Annotated in this window: 16 protein-coding genes; 8 read left to right on the top strand and 8 right to left on the bottom strand. The window is 43.6% G+C overall.

Annotated features, from left to right (window positions below; all coding sequences use genetic code 11):
- Window positions 1-944: 944 nt before the first annotated feature.
- Window positions 945-2,570: a Na+/H+ antiporter NhaC family protein gene (locus ABFW99_RS06250; protein WP_349355880.1), complete on the bottom strand. Its 1,626-nt coding sequence runs from the start codon at window positions 2,568-2,570 to the stop codon at window positions 945-947.
- Between the two features lie 103 nt (window positions 2,571-2,673).
- On the opposite strand from ABFW99_RS06250, the gene ABFW99_RS06245 reads away from it, so the two are divergent.
- Both ABFW99_RS06245 and ABFW99_RS06240 read left to right on the top strand, forming a co-directional pair.
- Entirely contained in the window at window positions 2,674-2,829 is a 156-nt protein-coding gene (locus ABFW99_RS06245) for a hypothetical protein (protein ID WP_349355879.1), read from the top strand.
- Between the two features lie 286 nt (window positions 2,830-3,115).
- Complete coding sequence (locus ABFW99_RS06240) at window positions 3,116-3,409, top strand: GIY-YIG nuclease family protein (RefSeq protein ID WP_349355878.1); 294 nt, start codon at window positions 3,116-3,118, stop codon at window positions 3,407-3,409.
- 510 nt (window positions 3,410-3,919) lie between these two features.
- Here ABFW99_RS06240 and ABFW99_RS06235 read toward each other — a convergent pair.
- The 3 genes from ABFW99_RS06235 to ABFW99_RS06225 all read right to left on the bottom strand — a co-directional run bounded on the left by ABFW99_RS06235 (window position 3,920) and on the right by ABFW99_RS06225 (window position 7,646).
- A complete protein-coding gene (locus ABFW99_RS06235) occupies window positions 3,920-5,557 on the bottom strand; it encodes a DEAD/DEAH box helicase (protein WP_349355877.1) in 1,638 nt (545 codons plus the stop codon).
- Window positions 5,558-6,218: 661 nt separating this feature from the next.
- Window positions 6,219-7,148 carry a CPBP family intramembrane glutamic endopeptidase gene (locus ABFW99_RS06230; protein ID WP_349355876.1) on the bottom strand — a complete coding sequence of 310 codons (930 nt, stop codon included), beginning with the start codon at window positions 7,146-7,148 and terminating at the stop codon, window positions 6,219-6,221.
- A 120-nt stretch (window positions 7,149-7,268) separates the two neighbouring features.
- Entirely contained in the window at window positions 7,269-7,646 is a 378-nt protein-coding gene (locus tag ABFW99_RS06225) for a GxxExxY protein (RefSeq protein WP_349355875.1), read from the bottom strand.
- A 145-nt stretch (window positions 7,647-7,791) separates the two neighbouring features.
- Here ABFW99_RS06225 and ABFW99_RS06220 point away from each other — a divergent pair, with 145 nt between their 5' ends.
- Window positions 7,792-8,475 (top strand): SOS response-associated peptidase, encoded by a 684-nt coding sequence (locus ABFW99_RS06220; RefSeq protein WP_349355874.1) that lies wholly within the window; start codon window positions 7,792-7,794, stop codon window positions 8,473-8,475.
- A 170-nt stretch (window positions 8,476-8,645) separates the two neighbouring features.
- Here ABFW99_RS06220 and ABFW99_RS06215 read toward each other — a convergent pair whose 3' ends face one another.
- Window positions 8,646-9,560 carry a mechanosensitive ion channel family protein gene (locus ABFW99_RS06215; protein ID WP_349355873.1) on the bottom strand — a complete coding sequence of 305 codons (915 nt, stop codon included), beginning with the start codon at window positions 9,558-9,560 and terminating at the stop codon, window positions 8,646-8,648.
- A 97-nt stretch (window positions 9,561-9,657) separates the two neighbouring features.
- On the opposite strand from ABFW99_RS06215, the gene secG reads away from it, so the two are divergent.
- Both secG and ABFW99_RS06205 read left to right on the top strand, forming a co-directional pair.
- Entirely contained in the window at window positions 9,658-10,035 is a 378-nt protein-coding gene (gene secG / locus ABFW99_RS06210; protein WP_349355872.1) for a preprotein translocase subunit SecG, read from the top strand.
- A gap of 203 nt (window positions 10,036-10,238) precedes the next feature.
- Window positions 10,239-11,207: a carboxypeptidase-like regulatory domain-containing protein gene (locus ABFW99_RS06205; RefSeq protein ID WP_349355871.1), complete on the top strand. Its 969-nt coding sequence runs from the start codon at window positions 10,239-10,241 to the stop codon at window positions 11,205-11,207.
- Between the two features lie 29 nt (window positions 11,208-11,236).
- Here ABFW99_RS06205 and ABFW99_RS06200 read toward each other — a convergent pair whose 3' ends face one another.
- The 3 genes from ABFW99_RS06200 to ABFW99_RS06190 form a co-directional block, all read right to left on the bottom strand.
- Window positions 11,237-13,156 carry a hypothetical protein gene (locus ABFW99_RS06200; protein WP_349355870.1) on the bottom strand — a complete coding sequence of 640 codons (1,920 nt, stop codon included), beginning with the start codon at window positions 13,154-13,156 and terminating at the stop codon, window positions 11,237-11,239.
- Entirely contained in the window at window positions 13,157-13,744 is a 588-nt protein-coding gene (locus tag ABFW99_RS06195; protein WP_349355869.1) for a hypothetical protein, read from the bottom strand.
- Between the two features lie 271 nt (window positions 13,745-14,015).
- Window positions 14,016-14,999 (bottom strand): GlxA family transcriptional regulator, encoded by a 984-nt coding sequence (locus ABFW99_RS06190; RefSeq protein WP_349355868.1) that lies wholly within the window; start codon window positions 14,997-14,999, stop codon window positions 14,016-14,018.
- Window positions 15,000-15,230: 231 nt separating this feature from the next.
- Here ABFW99_RS06190 and ABFW99_RS06185 point away from each other — a divergent pair, with 231 nt between their 5' ends.
- Genes ABFW99_RS06185 through ABFW99_RS06175 form a run of 3 tightly spaced genes read left to right on the top strand, consistent with a single transcriptional unit; the run spans window position 15,231 to window position 16,854 of the window.
- Window positions 15,231-15,719: a VOC family protein gene (locus ABFW99_RS06185; protein WP_349355867.1), complete on the top strand. Its 489-nt coding sequence runs from the start codon at window positions 15,231-15,233 to the stop codon at window positions 15,717-15,719.
- 47 nt (window positions 15,720-15,766) lie between these two features.
- Window positions 15,767-16,432: a dihydrofolate reductase family protein gene (locus ABFW99_RS06180; protein WP_349355866.1), complete on the top strand. Its 666-nt coding sequence runs from the start codon at window positions 15,767-15,769 to the stop codon at window positions 16,430-16,432.
- An 11-nt stretch (window positions 16,433-16,443) separates the two neighbouring features.
- Entirely contained in the window at window positions 16,444-16,854 is a 411-nt protein-coding gene (locus ABFW99_RS06175; RefSeq protein WP_349355865.1) for a VOC family protein, read from the top strand.
- Window positions 16,855-16,914: the final 60 nt, after the last annotated feature.

Here is a 16,914-nt window from a genome sequence, read left to right as displayed (position 1 = left end):
GGGATCGTTTGTCACTCGCGTTGCCCTTCGCCGGCAAGACCCTATCTCTGTCTCTTTCCCTCCGGCAGGTAGTTAGTGCATTGGATTTGATTTAACCGCCGCAGGGAAAGAGGACTCCTTGGTTAGTGTCAGGTTAGGAAAGGGAGTTCCCGGATCTCCGTATACACTACGTCCGGGATGACGGGTGATCAGGGCAGGATGTATTCCATTACACAAGCGAATGGGTTTCAACCCTTCGCGATGGTTGGCGGTGGCTAGAATGGTAGTACTATTAGGAAGCCGCCCGTTAGCTGGCTACCGGATCCCGGCATTCGCGACGGGATGACGAGGCGGTGGTTGGTATGGGAAATTAGATCAAATCGGTCTTTCGGTCCATCGATCATTCGCAAATCATGGGGATAGTTTGTCACTCGCGTTGCCCTTCGCCAGTGGACCCTATCTCTGTCTCTTTCCTTCCGGCAGGTAGTTTGTGCATTGGGTTTGAATTAACCGCCGCAGGGAAAGAGGACTCCTTGGTTAGTGTCAGGTTAGGAAAGGGAGATCCCGGATCTGCTGGTGGAATATTGAACATTCAAAATCGAACATTGAATGGTGAAGTTTTCGCAAAGGCAGGCCAGGGATGATGTGTGATAAGGGGAGATTGTATTCCCTTACACAAGCGAACGGGTTTCAACCCTTCGCGGTGGTTGGCAGTGGCTAGAATGGAAGTACCATTAGGAAGCTGCCCGTTAGCTGGCTACCGGATCCCGGCATTCGCGGCGGGATGACGAGGCGGTGGTTGGTATGGGAAATTAGATCGCAAATCGGTCATTCGGTCCATCGATCATTTGCAAATCACGGGGATCCATCAGTTATTCGCTACGCTCATTCCTTCGGGATGACAAGCCCTTTTACACACATCTTACGCCCCGCAAGCGGGCCGATGTCGCGTTGCGCCATTCTTTTTAGACAAATATCAGCACCATGCCGGCATAAGATATGACGGCGAGGGTTCCGGCGAGGATGGCCAGGGGGAATTGGGTTTGTACGTGGTCCATGAGGTCGCAGCCGGTGGCGAGGGAGGAGAGGATAGTGGTATCAGAGATGGGAGAGCACTGGTCTCCGAAAACGGATCCTCCGATCACAGCTGAAAAGCAGAGGGTGAGGAAAAATACATCGGGTACAACCGCCCATGCCAGTGGGATGGCGACCGGAAATACCACGGCATACGTTCCCCAGGATGTTCCCGTGGAGAAAGCGATGAGCATACAGAGAACCATCAGCAGTCCGGGCAGGAGAAAGGCCGGTATTACATCGCCGACGGTGTCAACCACGTAAGCGGCGGTACCAACGGCATCGGCCACTTCTTTCAGCGTTACGGCCAGGGCAAGGATAATGGCTCCGATGGTTACACCTTTACATCCGTCAATGAAACCATCCACCACTTCCTGCAGGTTCATTCCTTTGGCTAAAGCGATTCCAAATCCAACTAACACAGCAAGCACAAAAGCTTCAGCAATTAGCAACATGGAGTTCTCTCCCATATCCAGAAAAAAATAGGTGACCACATAGGGAATAATCGCAACGCCTAATAAGGTGCCGATAGGACCGAAAAAATCAATGAGTCCGGGGTTGTAGTCATCCGGAACTTCACTTTTGGTGAGTTCATCGGCTGCCATGGGAGTGGCACCTTCCCGATCCAATCCCTTTCCGGATCGGGCGCGTTTGATGGCCGCTCTCATCTTCTTTCCGGGCACAAAAGGGAATTTATCCCAGGCAAAAGCGAGGGTTAGCAGAATCGCGAAAATCGCATAAAAATTATAGGGAAGCGCGGAGAAGAAGAAGGCGATGCTCTGCTGGGTGGTTTCCAGAAAAGGAAGGGTTCCGATGATGAGTCCGCCCACATAAAATGGCCATACGTTAAAGGGAATCAGGGTGGCGGCGGGGGAAGCGGTAGAATCCACCATGTACGCCAGCTCCTCGTGCGACACCTTGTGTTTATCGGCGACGGGACGAACGGTGGCTCCCGTCAAAACCGTACTGATGGTTCCGCCCTGGTGGAAGATGAGTCCCATCATCCAGGTAAAAAACTTGGCGGTTTGAGGTCCCCGCACCATTTTCTTACTGGCCCAGACGGCAAATTTCTCAGCTCCACCGGTTCGTGTCCAGATACCAATCAATCCCCCCAAAGCCCACAAGTACACGATGATGATGAGCGCAAAGCTTTCGGTTCCCACTGAAGGGATCAGGAAATCCTGAACGATATTGAGCTTGCCGGAAATCACTCCACCCAAACAAATCCCGATAAACAGCGAGCTGACAACCTCCCGGGTGTAAAAGGCCAGTACAATGGCCACCAGCGGGGGCATGATGGACCAAAATCCATAATGGCCGCTTTGCTCCGGGAACACCTGGTTCACTCCGGCATACACCCCGGCGATGATCAGCGCAATGAATGCACCAACGCCTATCTTACGGCGGGTCTTAGGGTCTTTCCACTTCTCTTTGGTTCCGGCAAAATCATTATTCATAAGGTGTGGGGTGTATTTAATGAATGTAGCAACGGATGGTACCGATAGAACATCGAACATTCAACATCCAACGTTGAATGTTGAAGTGTTTGCGAACCGGTTTATCGAATCTACCAACCCGGACTGATAAGACATGTACCCAAAATTACTTGGAAAGTAATGCTTGCCTGAAAGGCGGCTAAGAATAGTTGCCAACGCCCCTGTCATCCTGAACGGAGTGAAGGATCTGGTTGAGGCAGGCAGGTTTGCCCTTCGCCGACGGACCCTATCTCTGTCTCTTTCCCTCCGGCAGGTAGTTTGTGCATTGGGTTTGATGTAACCGCCACAGGGAAAGAGGACTCCTTGGTTAGTGTCAGGTTAGGAAAGGGAGATCCCGGATCTCCGTATACACTACGCCCGGGATGACAGGGCGGTAATTGGTAAGGGAAATTAGATCGCAAATCGGTCATTCGCAAATCACGGGGATCCCTCAGTCATTCGCTACGCTCATTTCTTCGGGATGACAGGGCCTAATTATATATTCCTTACGCCCCTAACCGGGCCGATGCCGCTGGTGGCGTCATAACTTTTTGTAAGGAATTGGTTTGGAATGGCTCTGACTATGTATGAAAACCTATTTTACCTATATCACCACAAACCGAAAGGATGGGGTTCTTTATACCGGCATGACGAATAATCTGATTATTCGCACGAGTCAGCATAAAGAGAAAATCTTTAAAGGCTTTTCTTCGAAGTACAATACTGATCGTCTGGTATGGTTTGAAGAATTTCAGTGGGTTCATGATGCAATCATCCGGGAAAAAGAAATCAAAGGCTGGCGTAGAGAAAAGAAAATTGAGCTTATCGAATCTCTCAATCCAGACTGGGAAGACTTATATCCAATATTACTTGGAAAGTAATGCCTGCCTGAAAGGCGGCTAAGAATAGTTGCCAACGCCCTTGTCATCCTGAACGCAGCGGAGGCGGAGTGAAGGAACTTGTTGGAATAAGGCAGCTTAATCCTTCGTCGGCGGACCCTATCTCTGTCTCTTTCCCTCCGGCAGGTAGTTTGTGCATTGGATTTGATTTAACCGCCGCAGGGAAAGAGGACTCCTTGGTTAGTGTCAGGTTAGGAAAGGGAGATCCCGGATCTTCGTATACACTACGTCCGGGATGTCGGGTGGTAATTGGTAAGGGAAATTAGATCGCAAATCGGTCATTCGGTCCATCGATCATTCGCAAATCACGGGGATCCCTCAGTCATTCGCTACGCTCATTTCTTCGGGATGACAGGGCTCGTTTATGCATCTTTTACGCCCCGGATAGGGGGCGATGCCGCATTGCGTCATATTTAAATAAAAAAAGGCGCACCTGATAATCAGATGCGCCTTAAACCTGTGTAATTCCTAAATCACAAAAACTTGTGACCGTTAATCAAACAGCTTTTTAATCCAGCCGAAGGCTCCGTCGGATTTGCCCGGGCTTGGACGTTTTCCGTTTTTGTCTCCTTCTTTACCACCGGAAAGTCCGTCATAACTTGGACGGGGTAGTCCGTTGGCGGATTTTTTCTCTTTCGGCTTTTTACGTCGCTTGCGGTCGCGGTCGTCGTTTTTGTTTTTCTTACCATTGTTGCTGCTCTTTTTGTTCTTAGAGCTTTTGCTTTTGTTGTCCGACTTCTTGCTGCGGCCTTTTTTCTCCTTCACTTCTTCAGGAAGGGGGATTTCAGTGGGAGCATAGCCTACTTTCTCTACAATCTCGTCGATGTCGTCTTTATCCATTTTGGATACCAGCGACACCATACGAGCAGCCTTTCCATTCCCGACCAATTCTGCCCGGTATTTATACTCTTCCACTTCATTCGGCACGTCATAGTTGATGACCTGCTTCACTTCATTCAACTCTACTTCAGTAGCAGAAAGTCCGCCCACCAGCAGAATCTTCATGTCGCCGGAAGTGAACTTTCCGAAGCGTTCGTCATAATACTCCTGCTTCAGTCCTTCGTTAATGCTGACCACACCCCATCCTTTTTTGCGGATGATGCGGAACAGGCGGTCGGTGGTACGCTTTGATGCAGCAAATACCACGATTTTGTCGGTCAGTGTATCTTCAAGGTGAGCAAGCAGGGTAGAGATTTTTGCTCTTGGCGGAACGTAGATATACGCCTGGGTCAGATCTTCAGGAACGGTGGGTTCTTCTTCTTTTTGAGAGTCAGCTTTGGTATCCTGTTTAGATTTATCCTCATTCTGCTCTTCTTCCTTATTCTCTTCCGGGTTGAGCACGACGCTAACACTGGCCTCGGCCAGTTTGCGGTTCACTTCTTCCTGATCCAGCTCAAAGTCTTCCGCTTCTTGTTCCTGTTGATCAGATGTCTGTTCTTTAGGCTCTTTCTTTTTTTCGGACTTTTGTCCGGTGTCGGAATCAGAGTCAGACGTAGCTTCCTTAACATTGGATTCATCAAACCCATGAACAACCGGGTCTTTCAGGAAAGCAGAGCTTAGCTGTTGGGTAGCTTTATTATTGGATTCAGAGAAAATAAGCGTTTGTGGCTCGCCCTCCGTTAATTGCATGATGTCTTTCACCCGGTTCACCAGGTTATAGTTCTCCATACCGTGGGCTTCGTCAATAATGACGAGATCCACTTTGGGAAGCTTCAGCTTATTCTTATCCAGTATTTCAATCAGCCGGCCGGGGTTTGCCACCACAACCGGTGCTCCATCTTTTATAGCTTCTTCCTGAGCGGTGCGAATTCCTTTCATGGAAAGCGCTGCACTACTTATTTGAGCATGGTACCCCATAGCCCAAACTTTTTCGTCTATTTCCTTAACTCGCTCAATAGATGGTGTTAATATTAAAACTCGTATGCCAGAAACCTCTCCGTTGCTTGTCAGTTTTTGCAAAGCAGGTATCAAAAATACACCGTCATCACCGGCTTCATGTTTTACAAGCATATGACTGCCTTGTAGTGCCGGTGGAATAACTTCATTTTGGAGAGGTGTGGGTTTTTCAATTCGTACGTCGGCCAGCCCACTCAATAGTTCGGGGCTGAGGCCAAATTCTTCAAAAGACAATGGTTACACCTCTTTCAATTTTGGCGTTATAGTTCAATTTTCAAAGATCTTGTCTTTAATCAAAAGACCTTTCAATATACAAAAAATGTAGATGAAGCTCAGGGATTTTGAACACCGAACAAGGAACATCGAATTTTGAACGTTTAAGGGTGATTCCTTAGCGATGAGTGTTGATGAAAACGAGATCGCAAATCGGTCTTTTGTTTCATCTGACTTTCGCATTTCATGAAGATCCCTCAGTCATTCGCGGTGCTCATTTCTTCGGGATGACATATGCCTGTGGAATCTCGAACATTCAACATCCAACATTGAATGTTGAAGTTGCACTCGCTCCTGACGCTCTGCGTTGAAGCGAAGGTTGTGGATGGATAAAATAGTGTTCTTCTTCGCTACAGGACCCTATCTCTGTCTCTTTCCCTCCGGCGTGCAATTCATGCTTTGAATTTGATACTACCGCCGCAGGGAAAGAGGACTCCTTGGTTAATGTCTAAACAGGTCCGTATTGTTGGGTTTGTGGTATGATGGAGAGATAAGAGTAAGCTGTTATCCTTTACACTAGCGAACGGGTTTCAACCCTTCGCGATGGTTGGTGGTGGTTAATGTGGTTAATATAGAATTCCAGTTCGCAAATCGGTCATTCGATCCATCGATCATTCGCAAATCATGAAGCTTTCTCCGCCATTTTCTTCTGTTCGGAAAAGGTATTCGAAAAAAGATCAGCATAACCCATTCGAACACTGCTTTGTTTGAGGTAAAGCATGGTCAATCCCAAAATCAAGAGAATGCCCAGCACGCCGATAAGTCCGGCTTCGGGACCAAAGGAGCCGCCGGTCCACCAATCGGGGCCACCTTGCTGAATTTGAATCAGTGAATTACGCACTTCCATTCCGCTTACCCGAAAGCCGAATATCCCGCCCTGGAAAAAATTCCACGAAAAGTGAATTCCAACGGATAATCCCAGCCTTCCGGTAATGATAAAAGGCACGGCCAGCATCACTCCTGCTAAAACGATGTTAACAACGGCCGTGATGTTGGCATTGGGGTTCCCGGCATGGCCGAGCCCAAAAATGCCCGAACTGATGATGACAGCGATGATAGCTGCTTTTTGAGGGGTGATGTTGCCTAAAGTGAAACCTTCGGTGATATTGGGTAACAAATACCCTCGTGCCATTACTTCTTCATAAAAACCTACCGATGCCATTTGCACAAAAAAGATTAGAAGCGGAATTAACCAAAAAGTGTCGCCACTGCGGTTCCAGCTGAAGCTGGTGATTTCAAGTCCGCCGGTTTGCCACAGGGTAAGAAATATAAGTCCCATGGCTAAGGCTGCCATAACGATGCCAGCTAAACATTCCTTAATCCAGGTGTTATCTAACTTCAAGCCCGAAAAGCTCCAGGGCCGCCCATCCACATAGCGGAACATGATGTAAAACAGCCCAAGGGTAAGCACCGATCTTACTATATAATCCAAAGCAGTGTTAGGGATGAGGGATGGGATCACCATCATAAAAACAAACAAAAAGATAAACAGAAGTACCCGAAATATAGACCGAAGCCGGTTTTCCTCAGAATTAAAAAATGGATTTCGCATGGGTATAGGTTGGAGTGTATTCTTGAAGAAGGTAATAAAAATAAAGAGAGAATTAGTGGAGTGTTGAGCGCAAAGGTAATCGCAAAGCTCGCTAAGGTATCGCAGAGGGCGCAGAGTTTATTATAATTTGTTTACCACTCTGTGTATACCTTCTTTTAAGAGCTTCACGTTGAAGTTTATGAGCAAGCCCAGTTTTTTGTTTGATAGTTTTAAATAAGTGAGTAATTGTGAATAATGAACCGGAGCTAAATTTTCTACAGCCTTAATTTCTATGATAACCCGGTTATTTACGAGTAGGTCTAATCTGTAGGCAGTTTCAAAGTGCATCTCTTTATACAATAGCGGAACTGAAACCTGACGTTGAACATGCAGCTCCTTCTCACGTAATTCAGAAAATAATACTTCTTCATAAACTGATTCCAAAAGCCCGGGTCCAAGCTCCCGATGAATTTCAATGCAAGTCCCTATTATTATTTTTGATAATTCATTTTCTATCATTTCTGATTTAAGCATTTATTCCTGAAATAGTCAACATAGAAGACTCAGCGATCTCTGCGAACCCTTTGCGTCTCTGCGTTAAAAAAATGAACAATACCTCAGACTTTTTTCGTTATCCCTATAAATCAAGTTAAATAATAGATTTATGAAACGATATGTATTAGAAGCCGATAAATTTATCATTGAGGAAGTATTTGGTGCACAGACCGATGCTGAAAGCCTCTTCAACCCAAATTATAATGTCATCCCGGGAAACACGATGCCCGTTATCGTGAAGGATGGGGATGCCAGGTCGGTGGTTAGTTCGGTGTGGGGACTGAAACCAAAAGAGGACGAATACGATTTTTTTGAAGTTGGGCAGGAAGAGTTTTCTGAAAATGAAAATCTGACGAAGCTCGCAAAAAGCTCTCCATGCATTATTCCCGTGTCCGGATTTTATAAGTGGAAAGAAACTGTGGACGATCCGCTGCCTTTCTACCTGCGGGTGCTGACTACCGAAGTGACTGGCTTGGCTGGTATCTATACTTCTTATGAACAGGAAGATGGCCGCCTGATTCATTCTTTTGCGGTAATCACGATGCCGGCAAATGCATTGGTTGAGCCACTCGATGACCGCATGCCGGTTATTCTGGAAGAAAAAGATTATGGACGCTGGTTGAATGGGAGTGCCCCTGATATGTTGGGAAAAGGATTTTCAGGAAATCACCTGCTGCCGGATATGTCCGTTTTCAGAGTTCCCGAATTAGTGAATGACCCTTCCAATAACTCCAAAGAGCTGGTGCAGCCAATCCCAAAACTCCGCAACTACGACGGGCCGGAAGATGATTAATTCGCAATGTTAAATTTTAAATGTTGAATTAAAATGACTTTCTGAGTGTAGGCGAAGAATCTATGCCAGATTATGTTTAGGAGGTTTATTAAAAAATAAATCGGCTCTTTGCCTCAAACAAAATTCAGCATTTAAAATTCAACATTCATAATCCCCAATTTCTAATTCCCTTAAGGAGTCGTGCCGGGTTTGCCTTCGGTGGGGTTGTCGTAGTAGCGGATGGTTGGATAGGCAAAATCGATGTCGTCGTGTTCATCAAAACGATCCAGAATGGATTCCCAGATAGCCTGAGCTACACCTCGTCTTCGCCTCGGATCAGATAAATATCGGATAGAGAGATTGATACCGCTGTCTTTAACACTGGTATAAACAATGGGAGTGAGGTACCGATACTGAATGAGATAAGACTTTTCGGCCTTTTTGACTTCCTCTCGGGCTTGTTCCACAAACTCCTGCATATTTTCATCTACGACCTCTTCCAGAATCTTTTTGGCTTTTTTCCAGTCGCTTTCAAAGGTGACGAGTACGCCCATTTCGTTCCAAATAAACTCAAAATCGCTGGTGTAGTTGGCGAGGTCTTCGGTGAATACTTTGTGGTTGGGTATGTGAATGACACGTCCGGTACTCTGGTCGGCATCCACCCAGTTTCCGATTTCCAGGATGGTGAACTTAAATACACGGATGTCAATGACGTCACCTTTTGAATTCCCCACCTGTATGCGATCGCCGATATCAAATGGTTTTCGCCAGATAAGAAAAAGCCAGGCCGCGATGTCGGTAACCGGATCTTTAAGGGCAATGGCGATACCAGCCGAAAGAAGCCCGAGAAAAGTTCCCAGCGATCCCAGTGCCAGAAACCAAATTTGGCCGATAATAAGAAGGCCAATAAAAAAAGCGATGTAAGTAATATTCTTGCGCCACTTATAAACGCTTTTCTTGTTTTCTACATTACGCTGAAGAATACGAACGGCGATTACACGGATAACCCACAGGATGAGAATAACAGCAACGGTTTGTACAAGTTGTACCGCTATACTGGGTGAGCTTGCAATGAAATCGGCGATTTTATCTGTGAAGTCTTGCATCCGGGTTATTTAATTAATTTTGATGTCCCAATGCTTGGGATAGTATGTAAAAATGGATATCTTTGCACCCTTCTCAAAAAGATAAGAATCTAATTACATGCTTTATAATATTATTGTAGGAGTTATTGCTGTTATTTGCTTCCTGTTAATCGTGGTTGTTTTGCTACAACCGGGACAGGGACAAGGAATTTCCGGAATGGGTGGCGGAGGCGGCCTCGGTGGAGGTGGTGGTCTCGGAGCCCGCAGAACAGCAGACTTATTGTCGAAATCAACATCTGTACTTGCAGCCCTTTTTCTGGCTCTTTGTGTGCTCGCTAATTTCGCGATTGATCGCGGTGAAGTAGAACGGAGTATTTTACAGGAAGGCGGAGGCGTAAATGCCCCTATTGAGTCTCCTTCTCAATCAGCTCCGGCTATTCCGCAGCAACAGCAGGATAACAGCCAGGACAATACGGAAGATAACGGCGACAACTAACAGCCGGTTTCTTTAAGAAAATCAAAGCCTCGTTCTTTATAGAGCGAGGCTTTTTTTATGGACGTGATTTAATAAAAAGGATTAGTTCCTTAAGTCCCCTAAAAAAATTTTTGCTTCATGTGGCAGATATGATCCTTTTTCCTATTTTATTTCGCATTATAAAACAAATGCAGCTCTTAACTTAAAATGAACGGAGATAGATAATGAGACGGGGTTTAGGAATATTGGGTGTTATTACAGCAATGATAATTACAGGCTGCATGATGCCGGGGGCAGACATGCTGAACAAAGTGCCGATAAATTCAGTGACCGTGGAGGTGCTGGATCAGCAAGGAAGCCCCGTACAGGGCGCACAGGTAGAAGCTTCTAATGGCAGGCAGACGACCACCGGTGCTGACGGAACCGCAAAAGTCAGGTTTGGTTCGCTGGGCATTCACAACATTGCCGTATATGCCGATAACTACATGCCGAATAACATGATCGTGACCATGCCAGCTGACAGGGGGAAAACGGTTACGGCCCGGCTGACCGGCAAAGTTCAGATGGCGTCTTTGAATTTCGGGATCAACATGAATGTGAATATGTACCCGATGATGTTCAATTACTTGTTTACAGGATACGGGTACGAGCTGGAAGTGGAAGATTACCCGGAAGGCGGCTGGACCCAATGGCAGGTATCGGATGGAGAAGGTGAAATTGGCACCATCATGAAGAAAGGATTTCTGAAGGAACTGGATAATGGCCAGCAGTGGTGGCAAATCGTGATGTATGAGGAGGATGAAGATGAGCCTGTGTATGTTGCTGAAGTATTATTTTCGGAAGGAAGACAGCAGATTGTACGGCTGCGGGAGAAAATGGGCGATTCTGAGCCTCAGGAAAAACCGGTGTCGGAAGGCTGGTACTCACAACCCCGAAAACTGACCGAGGAATCAATAGAAGGTGCGGTTGCAGCAAACGGAGTTTCGGTTCAGGTTCCCAGGGGTACTTTTACAGCCGACCTGATTGACTTTGGAGTAGCTCCTGAAATTTCTCTGAAACTGTGGAGAGTTACTTCAGAAGCTGTGCCGGGTGGAGTTGTGAAGTCCTCTACGATGGAAGGAGAGGAAGTAATTTCATCCCTGCAACTTATAGACTTCGGAACCGATGCAGAAAGCATGCTGGGTAGTTATTGAAATAGGCTAAATATGAAAAAAAAGTTTCGTTATTTGGATGTAAAATTAATCTTTCCACTTATGTTCATGCTAAGGTTATAATATTGGCCATTGGTATTATAGCTTTCAGTAGAATTTAAAAGGTTCCTGAGAGTAAGGTTTAATTCAAGGAAGCGGTTAAAAAACCACATATTTACTGATGCGTTTAACATTCTAATAGGTTTTACCTGAACAGGAGGCCATCCAATCAATTCTTCCAGGTTTTGATATTCATTGATTCGTCTTACTGGTAAGTATCTGAAAAATAGCTCAAAAGATAGGTTTTCATCTGGCTTATATTGAATTTGTTGAGAAAAGACAAGGTTAGGAACCTTTTCGTGATAGTCTTTAAATTTACCATTTCCATATAAGTAAATGTTAGTTCCAAACATAGTCCGAGAAAGAAGCTGGGGTGATAAATTAATCTTGTAAAAGGATTGAACGCCGGCTAATCCTATATTCTTTGCATCAGCATATTCAATATCAGAGTTTAGCTTAAAGCTATTTTCTAAAACTCTGTACTGTATATTCTCAATTGGAGTAGTCCAATTATGCTTAACAAAAATGAAACCTGTTAAGTTATTGTTGGAATTTCGAACTAATCTTATTTCAGACCAAATTTGTTTAAAACTTGAATTAGTCAATACGCTATGTTCTTCTTTGTTCAAACTGCTGAATCCGATCCCTTGATTCCATAGTTTGTATGAGTAATGTGTTTTACTATGATTAAGTGTTGATGTATTTAACTTGATTATATACGAAGAACGTAAAGATTTGGTTAATTCAAATACATGTCCCTTATTTGAGATCATTGACAGGAAGTTTAGAGTTCCTGAAAAACTTATCAAAGAGGTCAAACCATATTCCAAAAACTGGTACATTTCTTCTGTAAATCGATCGTTCACAGAATAGTGTTGGGTATGAACAGAAGTTGAAAGTGATGACCCACCAATTTGGAACTGAAAACTGGAATTATGTGAAAATCTTATTTCTTTTAGTCCATAAAATACTATTGGTGTATAGTTAAGGGTATCACTGGTAGATAAGCTGAGGTTAAAAGAGCTTCCATTATAGATTGCAGCATTGGTAGGATGAAAAGTTGAAGAAAATTGATATTGATCGATTGAAGAGGGGACTTCGATTCCTGAGAGCGGATGCCAAATATAAGTTTCTTGTAAGTTATTATAAATCAGTGAGCTTTTTAAAGTAAAAAAGGAAGTTGTTAAATCTGAAAAAGCACCATACATAAACTTCTTTCTATTTGGAAGGGATATGCCATCTCTGCTGCGAATAAGTGTCCTATCCAGAAGTGTGGAATTAGCTTCACGTTCATAAACCAGCTGGTTTGTTCGATTATAGTCTTCCTTAGAGTAAATAATTGATGAAGAAAGGCCAGATATGTTCAGATTTAATGTAGAGTTTGTTTCATATTTGAGTAGCTCGACGTTTGGGGTTTCTTCTTGCGAAGATAGAAAGGGGCCAGGGTCATTTACCTGATTTATTTGCTTATGTTCAACTGATACAGAGTTGATATGCTTTCTGGTATAAATTTCAATTGTACCATTTGGCGCATAACTATTAAAGCGATTGATGGAGGCATAATCTATTAATACAGAGTCTATTTCAGATAGATTGAGGTTAGGAAATGATAACATACTTTGATTAAGCCAACGAGTCTCTAACCTATTTCCATTAACATAGACTAGAGTATTTCCATCAAATTTATTTGACCATCCAGGAGTAAAAATATTAAATGAAACCAGGTCGTAGCTATCATATGAAAGGTTGGAATTAATATAGATCCATTCTTCAAGGTTATACCATTGCAGATTTGAATCAGAAGGGATAAGCTTTACGCGCTGAGCTTTTACCTGATAATTAAATTGAAAGATTAGAGTAATAACAGTAAATCCAAAAATGAAACGAAGCACCTATTTAATAAACTCCTGTAACTTTTTTGGTAAAGAAAACCGGAGTCTGACTCCTCCTTCAATAAATAAAAGTTGCTGTCTATAATAATTTAAGACATTTCTGTACTCAATATTTCCGAAAAGAATAAAATATTTGAAGTCAGCCTGCGGCTCAAATTTAGCTAGAAAAAACAATTCTCTTTCATCAGTATACAAATAACCATTAGGCCTTTTGTATCGGTTTGTAAGTTTCTGAATACCAGTTCCAATTGCTCCGAAAACATAAAAGTAATTATTAATTCTAAGGCGATAACCGAAATCAACTGAATAATTAACAGACCGGAAATTAAATGCTCTAATTTGATTAGCTATTGTACGATAATTGTATTTGTTTACTTGAAGCCCAATTGTGCCAACATAAAAAGGAGTGTGAGCACTAATGGAATACCCGTTGGTTAATGTCCAGTTGGACGAATATTTTTCATTAAGAAAAGAAACATCTTGGAGACTTCCACCGATTACCAAATGAGAAAATGGTTGAGATGAACAAAACTTTGGAATCAAGATTAAAACAAAAGATAATAACGCAGCAAGTTTAATGTCTGGCAAAGAGTCTGTTTTTTAATTTTAGGTCAAAAGATAGAAATTTTTAAAGTTGAAAATTGATAATGTTTTTTTAAAAAGTTATTAATCATTGTAGTATCCGGAAAAGTCAGGATAAACAACGACATTCTTCATCCCGAAGAAGATACACTCATAGAATTTCAACAGGCTGTTGAAACAAAACTAGAAGAGCTTTCTGCTAAATAAGGAACACCGTTTGTTTGCAAGGAACGAATTAGGTTTAATCCGGTTGAATTCAGAACGGATGTCAATGGAACTAAACAGCCACCGCATCCCGGTTGTATTTATCGCGGTACTCAATGGGGGTGAGTCCGGTGATTCGGCGAAATAAATCCCGGAATGATTTCGTATCAGAATAACCTACGTCGTACATTACTTCCGTCACGTTTTTGCGGCTCGATTCCAGGCTTTTTTTGGCAGCCTCTACCTTCACCCGCTGTATATACTCGGTGATGGTGTTGGAGGTGGCTTTTTTAAACCGGCGTTCAAGGGTGCGCCGGCTCATTGCAAATTGATCAGCCAAGTCATCAACGCGAATCATCTTTTCATAGTGATCTTCGATGAATTTCTGGGCTTTCTTTACTTTATCATCGGTATGATCTTTTTGCCCTTCAAAAATAATGAAAGGAGATTGGCTGTTTCGGTCTATATCAATAGAGAAGGCTTTAGAGGAAAATATTGCGGCTTCCCTTCCGGCATATTTCTCGATTAAATGCAGCACGAGGTTCAGAAACGCATAAGCTCCTCCGCTTGTATAGATTCCATCTTCTTCAGTCATAATTTTTTCATCAACTACCTTCACTTTTGGGAATAAGCGCCGGAGGCTGGCAGCGTGCATCCAGTGGGTCGCGCATTGTTTGCCGTCCAGCAATCCGGTTGCTGCAAGGAAGAAAGCACCTACACAAAAACTGACTACCTCAGCTCCATTTTTATACTGCTCCACAATCCAGGGGATGAAGGCCTTATTTCGTTCCAGTGCCTTCTCCAGATCATCGTGAATAGCCGGTATAATGATGAGATCTGTTTTGGGCACATCTTCTAACAGGCAATCCGGACTTATGGCAAAAAGACCAGTGGTTTGCTTTATCTCCTTTTCTAACCCAATCATATGAACATCAAATACCGGAGATCCGCCTTTTTCCTGCAACATGCTGTTCACCATATTTAAAATCTGGTGTGTTCCGCCAATGTTTACAATGCTTGTATGTCCGCGAGGGATGAGTATTGATACATGCTTCATTTGCCCAGGATTAGTTTTGTTCTATACTCGGATTGATATTCTAATTAACTAAAGTAGTATGTCGCAATCAACCCGCAAGATTGGCGGATTTACACAGGGTAACATTGGTTTTCAGGCATTATGTTTGCGTAAGTACATGAGCGGCAGTGTATTGTGTGTAAAAATAGCATGTACTTAAAAACCATTACTGCCATAGCTTTAATATTAATACTCAAAATACCGACTGTGATTATGGATAAAATTACTACTTGTTTATGGTTTGACAGCCAGGCAGAAGAGGCAGCAAAATTCTATACATTAGTATTTAAAGACTCCAGAATTACGAATACCAGTTATTATGGAGAGGCGGGCTATGAAATTCATGGACGTGAAGCCGGTTCTGTTATGACGGTTGATTTTGAACTGAACGGAAACTCTTTTCAGGCATTAAATGGCGGACCTCATTTTAAGTTTAATGAAGCCCTTTCGCTTGTCATAAATTGTGAAGATCAGAAGGAAATAGATTACTATTGGGAAAAGTTGTCTGCCGATCCCAAAGCAGAGCAATGCGGTTGGCTGAAGGATAAGTATGGTGTTTCGTGGCAAGTAGTGCCTCAGGGGATTGGAGAAATGATGGATGGAGTGGCTACCGAAAATACGGAGCGAATGATGGAGGCTCTTCTCAAAATGAAAAAGCTGAACATAGATGAATTGAGAAAAGCTTATAAAGGAAAGTCTTAAGAAGAGAAATATCAGAATGGGTGATCTAACATTAAGGAAGCAATCAGATGCAAAAGTTACGAGTTGAAAGTTTTTCTATATCAATAGATGGTTTTGGTGCCGGACCTGATCAAAGCTTGGATAATCCGTTAGGAGCAGGCGGAGAGGCCCTTCATCGATGGTTCTTCCCTACACACACGTTTCAATCTATGCATGGTGAAGGAGAAAGTGGCGAAACCGGTGCAGACGATGATTTTGCAGCTCGTGGCTTTGATAATATCGGTGCATGGATTTTAGGACGCAACATGTTTGGCCCCATACGTGGCCCATGGCCGGATGATGAATGGAAAGGCTGGTGGGGAGATAACCCGCCGTACCATGTTCCGGTTTTTGTGTTAACGAACTATGAGCGCGATCCTGTTGAAATGGAAGGTGGAACTACTTTTTACTTTGTTACTGAAGGAATCCATGCTGCACTTGAACAAGCTTTTGACTCGGCAAATGGTAAAGATGTACGGGTAGGAGGTGGGGTGAATACCATCCGGCAGTATCTGAAGGCCAAACTGATTGATGAAATGCATCTTGCAGTTTCTCCTGTGATTTTAGGACAAGGAGAAAACCTGTTCTTGGGATTGGATTTAAAATCCCTGGGATATGAATGTGTTGAACACGTAGCAACAGGTAAGGCTATGCATGTAATTATATCTAAGAAAGAAAATTCAAACCAAAAATAAAGGAACTACCGATGACGAAAGAATTATGGCTTAACCTGCCGGTCAAAGACATCAAAAAATCGAAAACATTTTTTAAAGCCATTGGATTTTCATTCGATGAGAATCGGGAAAGAGAAGACATGGCAGCTATGAAGGTAGGTGAAAAGAAAGTTCCGGTGATGCTTATTACAGAAGCCACCTTTAAGAATGTGATTCAACATACCATCACCGATACCTCAAAGTCATCGGAAATGATGATTTCGTTTGATGCTGAAAGTCGTGAAGAGGTTGATGAGGTGGCTCAGAAAGTAGAAAAAGCAGGGGGAACCGTTTTTGCCAAACCCTCGGAAATACAAGGGTGGATGTATGGTTCGGCTTTTACCGATTTGGACGGACACCGGTGGAATGTATTGTATATGGATATGAATAAGGTGGAGAAATGATGGGGCCGTTTTTTGAGCAAATCAAGCTCCGGGTTTTTATACCGGAACAGCAATGATAAA

Origin of the sequence: Gracilimonas sp. BCB1, assembly GCF_040117685.2 — a bacterium.
GTDB lineage: Bacteria > Bacteroidota > Rhodothermia > Balneolales > Balneolaceae > Gracilimonas.
Note: the sequence above shows the minus strand (reverse complement) of the source record. Positions and strands in the feature narration are given on the sequence as shown.